This is a genomic window from Sphingomonas sp. CCH5-D11, from assembly GCF_001557395.1.
GTDB lineage: Bacteria > Pseudomonadota > Alphaproteobacteria > Sphingomonadales > Sphingomonadaceae > Sphingomonas.
Window position 1 is genome coordinate 19,254 of the sequence record NZ_LSKH01000017.1, and the last position, 16,719, is coordinate 35,972.

Consider the following 16,719-nt stretch of genomic DNA (forward strand, 5'->3'; position numbering starts at 1 on the left):
GCGCGCGCGTGCGCTCGCCCCCGGCGGGGGGTCAGCGCACGCGCATGCCGCGCACGCTGCGTCCGCCGACGTTGATGAAATAGCTGCCGATCGCGCCGCGGCGGATGCGGATCTTGTCACCGGCCTTGGGCGGGAAGGTCATCGCCTCGGTCGTCTGCCACACGGCGCCATCCTCGCCGTTCAGCCGGATCTCGGCCCGTCCGTTCTGCAGCGAGCGGGCGGATGCCACCGTGGTGTTGATCTCGGTGAACTCCTCCTTCTTCGCCTCTTCCTCATCCTCGTCGAACAGCCCGACGCGTGGCAGCGTGAAGCCGAACAGCGATCGACGGGTGCGCCGCACGTCTTCCTTGTCGAGGATGCGCACTTCCTTTGCTTCCACCGCCTGCGCCAGCGATGCTGCTGCCTTGTCGAAGCAGGCGAGGCGCTGGTCCGGTGCCGTGATCGTGCGGCATTGCGAGAATGACTGAAGAACTCGCTCGCCCGCGCCGTCCTGCGCCTGTGCGCCCGCGACACCGGCTGCGGCGAACATTACGGTCGCGGCCGCGCCGACCGCCAGCCTCTGGAACTGCGCCATTTTTTGTCTCCCTGAACTGGCCCCGGCGATAGAGAGTGTCGTGAAAACGGACAAGCCGGACAGGAAAGTGTTGCCTTCCTGTTACACCCGCGCCGCAATGTTGCAGTTGCGTTGGGTGGAGATTGCAGGGGCGTGAATTGCTGATTAGCCCTTTGCGCCATGTGGGTCGTCAATGCCGACCGCACATTAGGGCAAGCCGATAAACCGGGTTCAACCGGGGCATCAAAAGGGAAACACACATGCGCACAACTTTTCGCTCGCGCTTGTTGACGACGACGCTGTTCGTCGGCGCCGTCATGGCCGCCGGCTCGGCATCGGCGCAGCAGGTCGACTCGACCGTCACCCCGGGCACACCCGCACCGGGCGTCGTGACGCAGGAAGGTGCCGATACGTCTGAGACCGCGACCGGCGACATCGTCGTCACCGGTACGCTCATCAAGAACCCGAACCTCGTTCAGGCGACCCCGGTCAAGGTCGTCGGCGCTGACGAGATCGACCTGCAGCAGGCGAACGTCGCCGAAGAGCTGCTGCGCGAACTGCCGGGCATCACCCCGTCGATCGGTTCGGCCGTGAACAACGGCAACGGCGGTGCATCCTTCGCCAACCTCCGCAACCTCGGTTCGAACCGCAACGTCGTCCTGCTCGATGGCGTGCGCCTCGTGCCGGCCGAACTGAACGGCCGCTTCGACCTTAACAACGTGCCGCTCGCTCTGATCGAGCGCGTCGACGTGCTGACCGGCGGTGCTTCGACCACCTATGGTGCGGACGCGGTTTCGGGCGTCATCAACTTCATCACCCGCCGCAACTTTGCCGGTCTGGAAGCGAATGTTTCGCAGCAGATCAGCGAAGAAGGCGACGGCAGCGTGTTCCGTGCCGACCTGACGATCGGTGCGAACTTCGATGACGGTCGCGGCAACGCCGTGTTCAGCATCGGCTACCAGGAATCCGACCCCATCTATCAGGGCGGCCGTGACTTCGGCGTTCTCGCGCTCAGCTCCGCCTCGGGCGGCGGCGGCGGCTCGGGCACGGCGGTTCCGTCGCGCTTCTCGCTGCCGGGTCAGGGCACCCGTCAGGTCAACGCAGACGGCACGGCTTTCCGTCCGGGCACGGCGTTCACGGCGTTCAACTTCAACCCGTACAACGTCTACCAGACGCCGTTCGAGCGCTTCAACATCTACGGTGCAGCCAACTACGAAGTCAGCGATGACGTCGAGGTCTACACCCGCGGCATCTTCTCGAAGAACACCGTCTCGACGATCATCGCGCCGTCGGGCTCGTTCGGTGTCGCCGTTGACATTCCGCTCAACAACCCGTTCCTGACCGATTCGCTGCGCAGCTCCTTCTGTTCCGCGAACGGCATTTCGGCCGCGGCCTGCGCCGCTGCCGCCAATCCGGCTCTGACGCCGGGCGATGCCGGCTATCAGACGGTCACCAGCGCGCTGTTCCGCCGCGCGACCGAGGTTGGGCCCCGCGTCAGCGAATATTCGACCACGTTCTTCGATTACCGCCTCGGCGCACGTGGCGGCATCACCGACACGATCGACTGGGATGTCTTCGGTTCGTACGGTGAGTCGGAGAATCTGCAGGCGATCCAGGGCTACACCCTGAACTCGCGCGTGGCGGACAGCTTCCTCGCCAACAACACCAGCAGCTGCTTCGCTGGCACGGCCTCGGGCTGCGTTCCGATCAACTGGTTCGGCCCGGAGAACAATGCTTCCTGGACCGACCAAGCGATCGACTTCCTGAACGAGACCTCCACCGTTCGCACCCGCACGTCGCTGGCGCAGGCGCGTGCAACGGTCAGCGGCGATTTCGGCGTGGCAAGCCCGCTCTCCGAAAACCCGATCTCCTTCGCGGTCGGCGGCGAGTATCGCAGCTACACCGCGTCGCAGCAGTCGGACACGCTGGCAGCTGGTGGTGACCTCGGCGGTGCCGGTGGTCCGGCTCCGAACATCGACGGCGGCTATGACGTGTACGAAGCCATCGGCGAGCTCATCGTTCCGCTGATCCAGAACCGTCCGTTCTTCCAGGATCTGACGGTTGAGGGTGGCGTGCGCTACTCGAGCTACACGATCGACGCAGCGGGCGACCCGGGCTTCAACACCACCACCTGGAAGGTGGCTGGTAGCTGGACGCCGGTCAACGGCCTGAAGATCCGCGGTAACTATGCACGTGCGGTGCGCGCGCCGAACATCGCCGAGCTGTTCTCGCCGGTGTCGACGGGTCTCACCAACCTGCAGGACGATCCGTGCGCGACCTTCAACGACAACGGCGAGCGGATTCGTCCGAACCCGTCGGGCACGCTGCGCGCCATCTGCCTTGCGCAGGGTGCATCGGCCGCCAACGTTGACTCCATCGCGCAGCCGATCTCGGGTCAGGCCAACTCCACCGGCGGCGGCAACCTGCTGCTCGATCCGGAAGTGGGCAAGAGCTGGACGGCCGGTGTCGTCTTCCAGCCGACCTTCGTGCCGCGTCTGTCGATCTCGGTTGACTACTTCAACATCAAGGTCACCGGCGCGATCACCTCGCCCACCCCGGGCGATGCGATCACCGCGTGCTTTGGTGAAGATGCGAACAACCCGCCGGCCAGCGCTGCTGGAAGCGCGGCGTGCACCGCGATCCGTCGTGATCCGCTCACGGGCGGCCTGAACGGCGATCCGAACACCACGCCGGGCCTGTTCCTGACCACGTCGAACCTCGGCATGCTGGCAACCAGCGGCATCGACTTGACCGCGAACTATGCGCACGACATCGGTTTCGCGAAGCTCAGCCTCGCGGGCTCGATGACCTGGACCGACGAATCGAAGTTCCAGGCGGTGAACGGCAGCTATGTCCGTGACTGCGTCGGCTATTACTCGGCCAACTGCGCCCAGCCGATCCCTGAGTGGCAGTGGTCGGTTCGCGGTACGGCGACGATCGAGGGCGTGGACGTGTCGCTCCTGTGGCGTCACATCGGCGGCACGCGCTACGAAGGCGCGGCTGACGACTTCGCCGATCGTGGCTTCACCGCGACCTCGCGGTTCATCTTCGAAGGCACGCTGCCGGCAAGCGCAGGCGTTCTGGCGGGTAAGGAAGTCAACTTCAACCGCATCAAGGCGAAGGACTATATCGACCTGACCACCCGCATGAACGTGGGCGAGAACCTGACGTTCACCGTCGGCATCCAGAACCTGTTCGACATCGAGCCGCCGCTCGTTGGCGGCGAGGCTGGCTCGACCACCTACAACAGCGGCAACACCTTCCCGTCGACCTATGACTCGATCGGTCGCCGTTACGTGATGGCTGCGAAGATCCGCTTCTAAGCGCGAGCTTCACGACCAAAGAGAAGGGCGGGCCTTGTGCCCGCCCTTTTTTTGTCTGCCGCCGACCGGCGAGGCGGCGCTGCGCCCGACCGATCCAATGCCAAGAAGGCTCTTCGACAGGAGCCGAGCGTCGCATGGCTCCTGAAGATACCACGCACGGCTCAACCCGGCGGTGTGCTCGGATCCGAGCGTCGCGACCTCAAGGTCTTAAGATTTGCAGCCTCGTAATTGCGGGGACGAGCCCAGCGGGTGACGCATAGATGTACCGCCTCCCGATGCAGGAGGGCGCTCGGATCACCCCATGGCGTCAGGTGAGCAGCGGCGCCGGCAGCGACAAGGCGACGCCATTCTGCTCCGCAAGCACCATCGCCCAGGCAAGCACCTTGTCGATCTCGTCGCCATGCGCCGCGACCGCCGCCGCCTGTTCCGCCGCGCGATCGCCCGTCGAAAAGGGCTGCCCCGATTTGCTGTGGCGGCCTAGCGCCGCATGGCCGGCGAAGCGATCGGGCGGCAGGCCGAACCACGTGGCCGCTGCGCCGGTCACGCCATTGGGGTCCGCCAGCAATGCCTCCGAGCTGAGCGTGCGCACGCGATCGGGAAAGTGCTGCGCCAGCAGCGCGAATTGCCGGTGCTGGGCCAGCCAGCCCACCGCCGCCACCTGCAGGTCGCTTAGCCGGAAATAATCGTTCGGCCCGAATCCCAGGTCGACCAGCCCGTCACGAAGCAATCCTTCCAGCAACTCGCGCGCCCACAACCGGCACCACAGCCCCTTGCGCGCGACCGAGGCGAGAAACGTCGCCAGTGGCGCATGGAGCAGGATCGCCTTCGCCGTCGGGCGGAGCGCCAGCATCGGTCGCTGCAACCCGCACAGGATGTTGGACGGCTTCACGACGACGCTTTCGCCCGGTGCCCATTGACGCGCGAGGAGCATCATCGCCTCGTCCAGCAGCCGCGCCAGATCGGCGCCGGTGCGCTCACCCCGTCGGCGGATGCCGGTCACGTCATTGAGCAGGACGGGCTCGGACAGGCCCATTGCGACGCCGGGGACGTCAAAGGCGCGCACCAGCATGGTGGAGGCGCAAAACGCCGAGTGGAAGATGAAGTGCAACGGTGCAACATGCCCGCGCGCCGCCGCCACGCCCGCCGCCCGGTCCAGCACCTGGCTCGGCTGTTCGCCGACCAGTTCGTCGGTCAGGAATGGTCCGGCTTGATGCATCTCGCGCGGAACATGCCGGTAGAGAAGTTGATCGCGGACGATTTCATATCGGTGTGCCAGCCAGCGCGCATCGGCAGGATCGAAACTGTTGCCTGAATACATGATCTGTCACTAGCCTATGTTCGCGCGCGCAGCATCTTCTTCCAAAGGGTGCAGTTGCATCATAGGAAGTTGTCATGTCGCTGACCTCTCAGGAAGCCAATGCCCGCGGCCTCGCCGCCCTGCGCAATCGCGACCACGCCGGCGCCCGGCGCTGGTTCGAACAGGCGGTCGCGCTTGATCCGGCGGCAGGCAGCCTGTGGCGCAATCTTGCCCATGCCAGCCGGCTGGCAGGTGACGAGGCCGGCGAGCGCGCGGCGCTTGAAGGGGCCCTGGGCCTGGATGCGCGCGATCTGCCGGCGCTGGTGCGGCTGGCGCAATGGTTCGAGCGTGCGGGCGACCGGCGGGAAGCGATGCTCCGCTGGTCCGGCGTGATCCAGCTCGGCGGGCAGGTCGCCGATCCCAGCGAGGAACTGGTCCGCCTCATCGATCATGCGCGCCGCTATTGCGCCGAGCAGGGTGCGGCGCTCGCCACGCCGATCCGCCAGGCGCTCGCCCCGCAATACGACGGGTTCGGCCAGACGAGCCGGCGCCGTGCCCAGGCATTCGTCGACCATGCGCTCGGCACCCGTCGCATCTACCCCAATGTCTGCGCCGGCATCCATTATCCTTTCCTGCCGGCGGACGAATTCTTCGACGATCACCACTTTCCCTGGTTCGCGGAGCTGGCCGCCGATACGGCGGCGATCCGGGCGGAGCTGGAGGCGCTGATCGCCGATCCCGGCCCGGCGCTCATACCCTATGTCCGCATGGAAAAAGGCGTGTCGGGCAGCCAATGGGATCCGCTCAACAACAATCTCGATTGGGGCGCCTGCTTCCTGTGGGAATATGGCCGACCCAACCAGCCGGTGCTGGATCGCTGCCCGCGCACGGCCGCCGCGCTGGATCGCCTGCCGGGCGCGCGCATCCCGGGACGGGCGCCCAGTGCCTTCTTTTCCATGCTGAAGCCGCATACGCGCATCCCGCCGCACACCGGCGTCACCAATACGCGTGCAATCGTCCACTTGCCCTTGATCGTGCCGCCCGGCTGCGGCTTCCGGGTGGGTGGGGAGACCCGCGAATGGGTGGTCGGCCAACCCTTCGCCTTTGACGATACGATCGAACATGAAGCGTGGAATGACAGCGATGAATTGCGCGCCGTGCTGATCTTCGATGTTTGGAACCCACATTTGTCGCCGGAAGAACAAACCATTGTCGCTGACTATTGCGGCATGGTAGATGATCTATCCAGTTCCCCGGTCACGGGGCGATGACTCTGCTTACGATTGGGGAGAACGGGCATGGCGAATGTTTCGGTTGCGTTGGCGATCCTGCTTCAGACATCGATCACGCCCCCTTCTGCCATGCCAGTATCGGCAACTGATGAAACGCCGGTTTGCCGCCGTATCGAGGTGACGGGTTCGCTCGCCCGCAAGGAACGTGTCTGCAAGACCAAAGCAGAGTGGCGCGCCGCCGAAGACAGCGGCAATAGTCGGGCGCGCGCCATTGTAGATTACAGCACCGGGCGTCCAAGCGGTCAGTAATGATCGGCGCACACGACTGGTCGGGGGCGGCAGTCGTGCGGTACATGGCCAGGTTTGATCCATTGCGCTGGTTTCACTGCCACGATGTTTCGAGCCACATGGCTAGGCGCTGGAAACAGGATTGACGCCGGCCTGGTCTTCGGGCGGCGTGTTGCGGGGAAACAACAATGATCGTGTTGTTGGGACATTTGCTTCAGGTCGCGGCGGCGGCCGCTTCGGCGTCATCCCCGGCGACGCCGGCAGAACCGATTTGCCGCAAGATCGAGATCACCGGCTCGCTGGTGCGCAAGGAGCGTGTCTGCAAAACCAAGGCCGAATGGCGTCAGTCAGAGGATTGGGGCAATCGCCGCGCCCGGGCGATCATGGAGCATAGCGCCGGGCGCCCGCTGAGCGATACCATGTAGGCTTCCGGGCGCCGGTCAGCGGACGCGCAGAAAGGGGCGGAGGATCAGAAGATCCCCAGGAACTTCTTCTTCTGCTCTTTGCCCGGCTTGTCCTTGCCCTCTTCGTCCTTCGCCGTCGTGCCGCGGCCCACGTCGTCGCGCTTCTCGCCCTTGCTGGTCCGCTGCGCCGCGGCGTTGGCGCCGGCCAGCACCGGGCCGCACGCCGCCGATTTGGCGTCGCCGATGTCCACGAACGCCAGGATGCCCGCCAGCGGCGTGGCGGCGACGGCAAGGCCCAGCCCGGCGCCTGCCCTGCCAACCAGCTGCGGGCTGATCACGTCCAGCGCGGGCGCGGAGAAATAGCCGTTCAGGCCAACGGGCGACTGGCCGGAAAACAAGCTGAACTTCTTGGCATCGGCGCGGATCGCAAGGTCGATCGCCTCCGTGCGGAAGCTGAACCCGCCGCGGCCCAGGATCACGTTCTTGCGCGTGTCGATCAGGATCGGGTCCGCCGCCGCGATCCCGCCCCGCACGGTGAAGCCGACAAGGCCGCAATTGATGCTGACCGGCTCCTTCAGCTGGCCGGAGAACATCTTCTGGACGAATGTGCCGATGTCGATCTCGGCCAGCTGCACGTTGCGCGTCCACAAGGTGCCCTGCGGCATGACAAAGGCGATCCGCCCGCTGGAGGTGGCGAGCGAGTCGGCGATCGAATCGCCACGTCCGCTCAATTGCACCCGTCCCTTGATCGTGCCGCTGGTGCCCGATTCCTCCACGCCCCAGCCGGCGAACAGCCGCCCCATCGGCGTCGGCGCCAGGCGGATGTCGTATTTCACCGCGCTCGGCCGCTGGCGCGTGTCGAACACGATGTCGGTGGCGACATTGCCGCGCGACATGGCGAAGCTGAACGGTGACAGCGCCAGCCGCCCGCGATCGAGATCGAGCGTCAGTTCCATGTTCGAAATCGGCACGCGTCGCGATTTCACCTGCCGGACCGTCCAGCGGAGGTCCGCGTCAAAGGCGCGCATCTTCTTCACCGGCAGGTCATTGTCGGGCAGCAGCTTCTGCGGGCCCGATCCGGTCGCGGCGGCGGCGGCAACCGCGCCCTTTTCCTCGACGATGTCGGGATTGTAGCCGACCAGGACGGAGGCATCGACGATGTCGAGGCTTCGGGTGGCGATGGTCGAATCAAGGTGCAGCCGCTCGCCATTGGTGACGGTCAGTCGCCCGGCAACGTCGCTCTTGCCGACGATGCCGGCCATGCGGGTGAAGCGATAGACCTCGCCATCCTTCACCATCTGCGCCTTCAGATTGTACGCCCGCGTCTCGGGCAGGACCACGCCGATGATGCCAAGCAGTTCGGATAGGTCGCGCCCGCGTGCGCGGGTCTGCAACGGCACGTTCTCGATCTCGGCGAGCGAGGGGAGGGTGCCCGACACGTCCACCACATTGTTGGCCGCCCAGGCGCGCGCCGTCAGCTTGTTCTCGCCGCGGTTCACCGTTGCGTCGGGCGACAGCAGCTGCCCGGCGACGCGGAACGGCGTGTCGCGGATCCGTCCCTCGCCTACCACGCGCACCGCCTTGCCGATGCGCGCGTCTTCCGACCGGATGTCCTCGATCCCGAGGTCGGCGAGCAGCCGCATGCGGGGATCGAGATAGCGCACGGTGGTGCCGCGCACCGTGGCCACGTCGATGCGCGGGAATTCCAGCGGCTTGCTGCCCTTTTTCTCGCTGAACGTCCAGGTATTGGTGCTGTGTTCGGCGTTCCACTCCAGGTCCGCCGCGCCATTCTCCAGATCCAGCGAATAGAGCCGCCGCTTGCCGAACAGCAGCGACAAGGGCGCGATGCGCGTGTCGATCCGATCCGCGCGGAACAGATACGGCCGCGTCGCCCAGGCCGGATTGGCGATGGTGAAGCGCTCGGCGTAGAATTTGATCCGGAGCGGCGCGAAGTAGAGCTGGAAGTCGCCGCCGACGCGCACCTCGCGGTTGGTCATGCGGCCCACGATCGTCTCGAACGGTCCCTTCAGGAACCGCCCCTTGGTGATGAACAGCACCAGCCAGATCAGTGCCGGGATCGCCAGGATCGCGATGATCGTGTTACGCACGATGCGCCGTCGCCGCTCGCGCGTGGCTGCGGGGGCAGGGGGCACTGGCCGGTCGTTACGCTCACTCGCCATGTCCATCCGGGCGAATCGTTCGGGCCGCGCATTGGTTGCATTTGCGCTCTGCCACCGCTATGCGCCCCGCTTCTTCCCAGCGAGGCAAAACGAATCGCCCGGCCATCAGGGCTGCCGCGGCGGTTCCAGTCTCGCTCGATTTGAAAGGACCAAAATGCCCAAGCTCAAGACCAAGAGCGGCGTGAAGAAGCGCTTCAAGCTCACCGCCACCGGCAAGATCAAGCACGGCGTCGCCGGCAAGCGTCACCGCCTCATCAGCCACAACGCCAAGTACATCCGCCAGAACCGCGGCACTTCGGTGCTGTCGAAGGCCGACACCGCCACGGTGAAGGCATGGGCGCCGTACGGCCTGAACTGAGCGACGAGGAGGTTTAAGACATGGCACGCATCAAGCGGGGCGTAACCACTCGCGCCAAGCACAAGAACATTTTGGAACAGGCCAAGGGCTACCGCGGCCGCCGCAAGAACACCATCCGCATCGCGCGGCAGGCGGTCGAGAAGGCCGGCCAGTACGCCTATCGCGACCGCAAGGTGAAGAAGCGCACGTTCCGCGGCCTCTGGATCCAGCGCATCAACGCCGGCGTCCGCGCCGAAGGCCTGACGTACAGCCAGTTCATGCACGGCCTGAAGCTCGCCGGGATCGATCTCGACCGCAAGGTCCTGGCCGACATCGCGATGCACGAGGGCGAGGCGTTTACCGCGCTGGTCGCTCAGGTGAAGGCTGCGCTGCCGGCTGCGGCGTAAGCCACTTCTCCTGAAGCGACACGAAGGGCGTGGGTGGCAACACCCGCGCCCTTTGCGTTTTCGTCATTCCCGCGGAGGCGGGAATTCATACTCTCCGAACCGTGGTGAGGGAGGGGAAATGGTCAAACAACCCTGCGTCTACATCCTCGCTAGCGGGAAGCACGGCACGCTCTACATTGGCGTCACCTCGGATCTGATGGTGCGCCTATACCAGCACCGCGAAGGATTGATCGAAGGGTTCACCAGCCGCTACGGGGTTTATCGTCTCGTGTGGTTCGAGATGGCCGACACGATGAAAGCCGTCATCACCCGGGAAAAGCAGCTGAAGAAGTGGAATCGCGACTGGAAGCTGCGGCTGATCGAGGAAGGCAATCCGGGGTGGGTGGACTTGTCGATCAACCTCGGCTTCGAGCCAATTGAGAAGACAGCGGGTATGGATTCCCGCCTCCGCGGGAATGACGGGATAGTTACCGATGACCGAGACTGACGACCTGAAAACGCACCTCCTCACCGCGGTCGATGCCGCGGCTGGCCTGGAGGCGCTCGAAATCGTTCGCGTGGAGGCGCTCGGCAAGCAGGGCCGGGTCACCGCGCTCCTCAAGTCGCTCGGCAGCATGAGCCCGGATGAGCGCCAGGTGCAGGGCCCTGCGATCCACGGTTTGCGCGAAGCCGTCACCCAGGCTCTCGCCAGCCGCAAGGCCGCGCTCGAATCCGCCGCGCTGGAGGCGAAGCTCGCCGCCGAGCGCGTCGACATGACGCTTCCGGTCGACGTGCCGCTCGCCGGCACCATCCACCCCGTCAGCCAGGTGATGGACGAATTGGCGGAGATCTTCGCTGACTTGGGCTTCGCCGTTGCGACGGGCCCGGAGATGGAGACCGACTGGCACAATTTCACCGCGCTCAACATTCCCGAAAGCCATCCGGCCCGGGCCATGCACGATACGTTTTACCTCGCCGGCGATCATGTGCCCGAGGACCGCGAGCGGCCTCGCTTGCTGCGCACGCACACCTCGCCGGTGCAGATCCGCACGATGCTGGCGAACAAGCCGCCGATCCGCATCATCGCGCCCGGCCGCACCTATCGCAGCGACAGCGATGCGACGCACACGCCGATGTTCCACCAGGTCGAGGGCCTCGTGATCGACAAGGGCATCACGCTTGGCCACCTCAAGTGGACCCTCGAAACCTTCCTCAAGGCCTTTTTCGAGCGCGACGACATCGTCCTGCGCCTACGCCCGAGCTACTTCCCCTTTACCGAGCCTTCGGCCGAGGTCGACGTCGGCTACACCCTCCAGAAGGGCAAGCGCGTGATCGGCGGCGGGGGCGATGTGCCCAACGGCGGCTGGATGGAAGTGCTGGGCAGCGGGATGGTGCATCCCAAGGTGATCGCCGCCTGCGGGCTTGATCCCGATGAATGGCAGGGCTTCGCCTTTGGCTGCGGCATCGATCGCCTGGCGATGCTGAAATACGGCATGGACGACCTGCGCGCCTTCTTCGATGGCGATATCCGCTGGCTCAAGCACTACGGCTTCTCCGCCCTCGATGTGCCCACGCTGTCGGGCGGCGTCGGCGCGGCTTGATCGACACGCTTAAGCTTGGACCGCCACGGCGCCCCATTTCACCACGTCATCCCGGACTTGATCCGGGATCCATGGTTCCGCGCATACCGACCCCGATGCGTTCGCGGCACGATGGACCCCGGATCACGTCCGGGGTGACGGCGTGACCTTGGCGACCACACGACCTACGATAGCTCACAAGACCCCCGCCTCGGCCGGGGCGACGGATTGAGAAAACCATGAAATTCACGCTTTCCTGGCTCAAGGACCACCTCGACACCACGGCATCGCTGGACGAGATCCTCGTCGGCCTGACCCGCATCGGCCTCGAGGTCGAGGGCGTCGACAATCCCGGCGAGAAGCTCGCGGCCTTCCGCATCGCCCGTGTGCTGACGGCGGAGCGCCACCCGCAGGCGGACAAGCTGCAGGTCCTTTCGGTGGATGCGGGCGACGGCCCGTTGCAGGTCGTGTGCGGCGCGCCCAACGCCCGCGCGGGTCTGGTCGGCGTGTTCGGGATGCCGGGCGCGACGGTGCCGGCGAACGGCATGGTGCTGAAGGTTGCCGCGATCCGCGGCGTCGAATCGAACGGCATGATGTGCTCCACGCGTGAACTGGAGCTGGGCGACGATCATGACGGCATCATCGAACTGGCCGATGATGCGCCGGTCGGTGAGGTTTATGCCGAATGGGCCGGCCTCAACGATCCGGTGATCGACGTGTCCATTACGCCCAATCGGCAGGATTGCATGGGCGTGCGCGGCATCGCCCGCGATCTCGCCGCCGCCGGCCTCGGCACGCTGAAGCCGCTGAGCGTTCGTTCCTCTTCCGTTATCCCCGCGGAGGCGGGGATCCATACACGCAGCGGCAGCGATGGCGCCGAGACGTCAGAGGATATGGATTCCCGCCTGCGCGGGAATGACGGGTCGCATGTGGCGCCCGTCGCTGGGGACGGCCCCGGCCCCGACGTGCGCACCGACGATCCCGCCGGCTGCCCGGCCTTCTTCGCGCAGGGCGTGAACGGCGTCACCAACGGCGCATCGCCCGAATGGCTGGCCAAGCGGCTGCGCGCGATCGGCCAGAAGCCGATCTCGGCGCTGGTCGACATCACCAATTACGTGACCGTCGATCTCGGCCGCCCGCTCCACGTCTATGACAGGGCGAAGCTGTCGGGCGGCCTCGTCGCCCGCAAGGCCCGCCCCGGCGAGACGGTGCTGGCGCTCAACGGCAAGACCTATACGCTCGATGAAACGATGACGGTCATCGCCGACGATGCCCATGTCCATGACATCGGCGGCATCATGGGCGGTGAGGAATCGGGCGTGTCGGACACGACTACCGACGTGGTCATCGAATGCGCCTATTTCGATCCGGATCATATCGCGCGCACCGGTCAGAAGCTGCTGCTGACCAGCGACGCGCGCCAGCGGTTCGAGCGCGGCGTCGATCCCGCCTTCCTTGAGCAGGGCCTCGCCATCGCGACCCGGCTGGTGCTCGACCTCTGCGGTGGCCAGGCGACCGGCATCACCCGCGCCGGCGAGCCGCCTCTCGGCACGCGCAGCTATGCCTATGATCCGGCCCGCGCGGAAACGCTCGGCGGGCTCGCCGTCGCGCCGGATCGGCAGCGCGCGATCCTCCAGTCGCTCGGCTTCACCGTCACCGACGATTGGCAGGTCACCCCGCCGACCTGGCGCCGCGATATCGACGGCCCGGCCGATCTGGTCGAGGAAGTGATCCGCATCGAGGGCATCGACAACGTCCCCTCGGTCCCGCTGCCGCGTGCGCCGGGTGTCGCCACGCCGACTGCGACGCCGGAGCAGAAGCTGGAACGCCGGGTCCGCCGCGCCGCCGCCGCCCGCGGTCTCGACGAAGCGGTGACGTGGAGCTTCATTTCGGAAGGCGAGGCCGCGCCCTTCGGCGGCGGCGCCTTCACGCTCGCCAATCCGATCAGCGAGGATCTGAAGGTCATGCGCCCCTCGCTGCTGCCCGGCCTGCTCTCGGCGGCGTCGCGCAACGTGCGTCGCGGTGCTGGCAGCGTGCGGCTGTTCGAAATCGGCCGCCGCTATCTTGCCGACAAGGAACGCGCGACGCTTGGCCTTGTCCTCGCCGGTGAGCGCCGCGCGCGCGGCTGGCAGTCGGGCAAGGCGCAGGCCTATGATGCCTTTGACGCCAAGGCGGAGGCGCTGTCGCTGCTCGCCGCGGCCGGTGCGCCGGTGGACAATCTCCAGGTGTTCGGGGAAGCGGGCGATGCGTGGCATCCCGGCCAGTCGGGCACGCTGCGGCTTGGGCCGAAGACGGTGCTTGCCGCCTTCGGCATTCTCCATCCCCGCGTCACCCAGGCGTTCGATCTCGACGCCGGCGTCGCTGCGGTGGAGCTGTACCTCGATGCCATCCCCGGCAAGCGATCGGCCGGCTTCATGCGCCCGGCCTATACGCCGCCCGCGCTTCAGGCTGTTCGCCGCGACTTCGCCTTCCTTGTGCCCGAGGGGCTCGCCGCGGACGCGCTGGCCCGCGCGGTGAAGGGCGCGGACAAGACCGCGATCGTCTCCGCTCGCGTGTTTGACGTGTTCGCGAAGGATGGCGAGACTTCGATGGCGGTCGAGGTCGTGCTTCAGCCGGGCGACAAGGCGTTCGTCGAGGCGGAACTGAAGGCGATCGCCGACAAGGTGGTGGCCGCCGCCGCGAAGCTGGGCGCGTCGCTAAGGGGCTGATACCGCCGCCGTTCGCCCTGAGTCTGTCGAAGGGCGTGCCACAACGCGCAACGCTGCTTGGCACGGGCTTCGACAAGCTCAGCCCGAACGGGGTAGAAATGGCGACAACACCGTGGAGGTAAAGTGACCGACTGGATCACCATCGCGAACGATCACCTATCCGCCGCGATCAACCCCCTTGGCGCGGAACTCTCCTCCCTGAAGGACGCTGCCGGCCGCGAGCTGATGACCGATGCCGATCCTGCGTTCTGGACGGGCCGTGCACCCTTGCTCTTCCCCGTTGTCGGCAAGCCCGCCGGCGAGGTGATCCGGGTCGACGGCCGCGCCTATCCGATGAAGCAGCACGGCTTCGCCCGCCGCCTGCCGTTCACGCTGATCGACCATGGTCCCGCGCACGCGACCTTCCGTTTGCAGGATACCGATGAGACGCGGGTCCATTATCCCTTCGCCTTCACGCTCGAGGCGACCTACCGGCTCGAAGGCGCGACGCTCCGGACCGAGATCGTCATCGCCAATCCGAACGCGGTCGATCTGCCCGCGAGTTTCGGTTTTCACCCCGCTTTCGCCTGGCCGCTGCCGGGCGGCGCGGAACGTGGCCAGCACGTCATCACATTTGGCCAACTTGAGCCGGATGGCATCCGACCCATTGCCGATGACGGGACGATAAAGGCCGGTTCACTCCCGTCCCCGCTGAACGGGCGCACGCTCCACCTCGCCGACGATCTGTTCACGCACGATGCCCTGGTGTGGGATAACGTCCGCTCGTCCAGCGTCACCTATGGCGCGCCCGATGGCCCCGCCCTGCGGATCGACTTTCCCGATACGCCGATGCTCGGCATCTGGACCAAGCCGGGCGCCCGTTACATCTGTGTCGAGCCTTGGCACGGCATCGCCGATCCAACCGGTTATGCGGGGGAACTTGAACTTGCTGATAAACCCGGCATTTTTCTCGTGCCGCCGGGTGGTTCCAAGTCCATCAGCATGGCGGTAACGCTTCTTCCATGAAACTCGATACGCTCATTGGTGAACCCTGGGGTGATTACGGCCTGGTCGATTGCGGCCATGGCCGGAAGCTGGAACGCTATGGCGACTATCGCTTCATCCGCCCCGAACCGCAGGCGCTCTGGGCCCCCGCGCATGAGAATTGGGATGCGCACGGCGAGTTCATCCCCGGCAGCGACGAGGACGGCGGCGGGCAGTGGCGCTTTAACCGTGCCACCCCGCGCGACGGCTGGCCGCTCGCCTGGGGAGTCGGTCCGGGCACCGTCCGCTTCACCGCGCAAAACACGCCGTTCCGACACCTCGGCTTCTTCCCCGACATGGCGCCGGTCTGGTCATGGCTGCGCGAGCGGCTGGATGGCGTGGCCGAGCCTGAGGCGTTGAATTTGTTCGGTTATACTGGCGTCGGGACGCTCGCGCTGTCGGCGGCGGGCGCCAAGATGGTGCACGTCGATGCCTCCAAGAAATCGGTGGAGGCGGCGCGCGCCAATGCGAAGCTGTCCGGCATGGCGGATCGGCCGGTGCGCTGGATCGTCGACGATGCCGCCAAGTTCGTCGCGCGCGAGGTGCGCCGCGGCCGCCGCTACGATGCGATCCTGCTCGACCCACCCAAATACGGCCGCGGGCCGGATGGTGAGATCTGGCGGCTGGAGGAGCATCTGCCGGGCCTGATTGCCGACTGCCGCCAGCTGCTCGACGGTAATTCGCGGGCCTTGTTCCTCACCGTCTATGCGGTGCGCATGTCGGCGCTGGCGATCGGCGAGATGCTGCGCCAGGCCTTCGCCGATTTGCCAGGCACGGTGGAAGCCGGTGAGCTTGGCGTCCGCGAGGAGGCGCGCGGCCTGGTGCTGCCGACCGCGATCTGGGCACGCTGGTCGAACGACTGACTTGCACCGCGCACCCTGCGGACCCAGATGCAGAGCCAATCACGGAGAGCAGTCGTCCATGGATCAGTTGAACCTGTCGGAAGGCGAATGGAAACAGCGGCTTAGCCCGGAGCAATATCACGTGCTGCGCGAAGCCGGCACGGAGCGCGCGTTTGCCGGCAAGTATAATGACTATAAGGCGGACGGCATCTATCACTGCGCCGCTTGCGCGCTCGAGCTGTTCGACAGCGCCGATAAATATGATTCCGGTTCCGGCTGGCCCAGCTTCACCCAGCCCATTTCTCCGGAGGTCGTTTCCGATCATCGCGACACGAGCCACGGGATGGTGCGGATCGAGACCCGCTGCGCGCGATGCGATAGTCATCTCGGGCACGTCTTTCCCGATGGCCCGCCGCCGACCGGTCTTCGCTACTGCATGAATTCGGTCAGCCTCGATTTCCGCGCCCGCAAGTGACCGCTCCTCCGTCCGCCGGCACCGTCTGGCGCGGCGGAGGTAGCCCATCTTGTTAAGCACAGCCTAAGCTTCTATCCCACAAGGCGCTTCG

The 16,719-nt window shown here is 66.0% G+C and carries 15 protein-coding genes; 12 read left to right on the forward strand and 3 right to left on the reverse strand.

Annotation, left to right across the window (positions count from 1 at the left end; all coding sequences use genetic code 11):
- Positions 1–31: 31 nt before the first annotated feature.
- The gene (locus AX702_RS00815; protein WP_066775091.1) at positions 32–574 is read right to left on the reverse strand and encodes a hypothetical protein; all 543 of its coding nucleotides are present in this window, start codon (positions 572–574) and stop codon (positions 32–34) included.
- Positions 575–813: 239 nt separating this feature from the next.
- Here AX702_RS00815 and AX702_RS00820 point away from each other — a divergent pair, with 239 nt between their 5' ends.
- Positions 814–3,876 (forward strand): TonB-dependent receptor domain-containing protein, encoded by a 3,063-nt coding sequence (locus AX702_RS00820; protein ID WP_066775095.1) that lies wholly within the window; start codon positions 814–816, stop codon positions 3,874–3,876.
- A 307-nt stretch (positions 3,877–4,183) separates the two neighbouring features.
- On the opposite strand, the gene AX702_RS00825 is transcribed toward AX702_RS00820, so the two are convergent.
- The gene (locus tag AX702_RS00825) at positions 4,184–5,194 is read right to left on the reverse strand and encodes a hypothetical protein (RefSeq protein ID WP_066775098.1); all 1,011 of its coding nucleotides are present in this window, start codon (positions 5,192–5,194) and stop codon (positions 4,184–4,186) included.
- 74 nt (positions 5,195–5,268) lie between these two features.
- Here AX702_RS00825 and AX702_RS00830 point away from each other — a divergent pair, with 74 nt between their 5' ends.
- From AX702_RS00830 to AX702_RS00840, 3 genes are all read left to right on the forward strand, one after another.
- Positions 5,269–6,444 carry an aspartyl/asparaginyl beta-hydroxylase domain-containing protein gene (locus AX702_RS00830; protein WP_066775101.1) on the forward strand — a complete coding sequence of 392 codons (1,176 nt, stop codon included), beginning with the start codon at positions 5,269–5,271 and terminating at the stop codon, positions 6,442–6,444.
- A gap of 27 nt (positions 6,445–6,471) precedes the next feature.
- Positions 6,472–6,714, forward strand: a complete 243-nt coding sequence (locus tag AX702_RS00835; protein ID WP_066775104.1) for a hypothetical protein — start codon at positions 6,472–6,474, stop codon at positions 6,712–6,714.
- A 167-nt stretch (positions 6,715–6,881) separates the two neighbouring features.
- The gene (locus AX702_RS00840) at positions 6,882–7,118 is read left to right on the forward strand and encodes a hypothetical protein (RefSeq protein ID WP_066775106.1); all 237 of its coding nucleotides are present in this window, start codon (positions 6,882–6,884) and stop codon (positions 7,116–7,118) included.
- 44 nt (positions 7,119–7,162) lie between these two features.
- Here the strand turns inward: AX702_RS00840 and AX702_RS00845 are convergent, their stop codons facing one another.
- Positions 7,163–9,277, reverse strand: a complete 2,115-nt coding sequence (locus tag AX702_RS00845) for an AsmA family protein (RefSeq protein WP_156455299.1) — start codon at positions 9,275–9,277, stop codon at positions 7,163–7,165.
- A gap of 154 nt (positions 9,278–9,431) precedes the next feature.
- On the opposite strand from AX702_RS00845, the gene rpmI reads away from it, so the two are divergent.
- From rpmI to msrB, 8 genes are all read left to right on the forward strand, one after another.
- The gene (gene rpmI, locus AX702_RS00850) at positions 9,432–9,635 is read left to right on the forward strand and encodes a 50S ribosomal protein L35 (protein WP_066775110.1); all 204 of its coding nucleotides are present in this window, start codon (positions 9,432–9,434) and stop codon (positions 9,633–9,635) included.
- Between the two features lie 20 nt (positions 9,636–9,655).
- Positions 9,656–10,021, forward strand: a complete 366-nt coding sequence (gene rplT / locus AX702_RS00855; RefSeq protein ID WP_066775113.1) for a 50S ribosomal protein L20 — start codon at positions 9,656–9,658, stop codon at positions 10,019–10,021.
- A 118-nt stretch (positions 10,022–10,139) separates the two neighbouring features.
- The gene (locus AX702_RS00860; protein WP_066775117.1) at positions 10,140–10,508 is read left to right on the forward strand and encodes a GIY-YIG nuclease family protein; all 369 of its coding nucleotides are present in this window, start codon (positions 10,140–10,142) and stop codon (positions 10,506–10,508) included.
- Entirely contained in the window at positions 10,495–11,601 is a 1,107-nt protein-coding gene (gene pheS / locus AX702_RS00865) for a phenylalanine--tRNA ligase subunit alpha (RefSeq protein ID WP_066775120.1), read from the forward strand. Before AX702_RS00860 ends, pheS begins: the two co-directional genes overlap by 14 nt.
- Positions 11,602–11,819: 218 nt before the next feature.
- On the forward strand, positions 11,820–14,288 hold the full coding sequence (pheT, locus tag AX702_RS00870; protein WP_066775124.1) for a phenylalanine--tRNA ligase subunit beta: 2,469 nt from the start codon (positions 11,820–11,822) through the stop codon (positions 14,286–14,288).
- Positions 14,289–14,411: 123 nt separating this feature from the next.
- A complete protein-coding gene (locus tag AX702_RS00875; RefSeq protein WP_066775128.1) occupies positions 14,412–15,293 on the forward strand; it encodes an aldose 1-epimerase family protein in 882 nt (293 codons plus the stop codon).
- Entirely contained in the window at positions 15,290–16,174 is an 885-nt protein-coding gene (locus AX702_RS00880) for a class I SAM-dependent methyltransferase (RefSeq protein ID WP_066775131.1), read from the forward strand. Before AX702_RS00875 ends, AX702_RS00880 begins: the two co-directional genes overlap by 4 nt.
- Before the next feature lie 58 nt (positions 16,175–16,232).
- A complete protein-coding gene (gene msrB, locus AX702_RS00885; RefSeq protein WP_066775134.1) occupies positions 16,233–16,628 on the forward strand; it encodes a peptide-methionine (R)-S-oxide reductase MsrB in 396 nt (131 codons plus the stop codon).
- Positions 16,629–16,719 lie beyond the last annotated feature (91 nt).